The following is a 236-nucleotide window of genomic DNA, read 5'->3' on the forward strand; positions in this document are numbered from 1 at the left end:
TTGGCTACGAACTTCTCTTTTTTCTAGTTGTGAAACAACAGCTAATGCGCCTTTATACAAAGCACTACGCAGCTTCTTATTTCCTATTACTTTAGATATCGAGCCTATCTTTTGTTTTCCCCCGCTACTATGCTGTACTGGTGTTAGACCAAAGCAGGCCGCAGCTTCTCGACCATTTTTAAAATGGGTTGTATTACCTAGTGCTATTTTAATCAGTATTGCACAGACCGGTCCCA

General features: G+C 41.1%; 1 protein-coding gene. It reads right to left on the bottom strand.

What is annotated here, in order from left to right:
- Positions 1-236: IS110 family transposase (locus AAEY55_RS18605; protein WP_350552770.1), on the bottom strand; the 236-nt coding region annotated here is incomplete at both ends.

The sequence above is a fragment of the Pseudoalteromonas sp. 120-MNA-CIBAN-0494 genome (assembly GCF_040308885.1).
Lineage (GTDB): Bacteria > Pseudomonadota > Gammaproteobacteria > Enterobacterales > Alteromonadaceae > Pseudoalteromonas > Pseudoalteromonas nigrifaciens.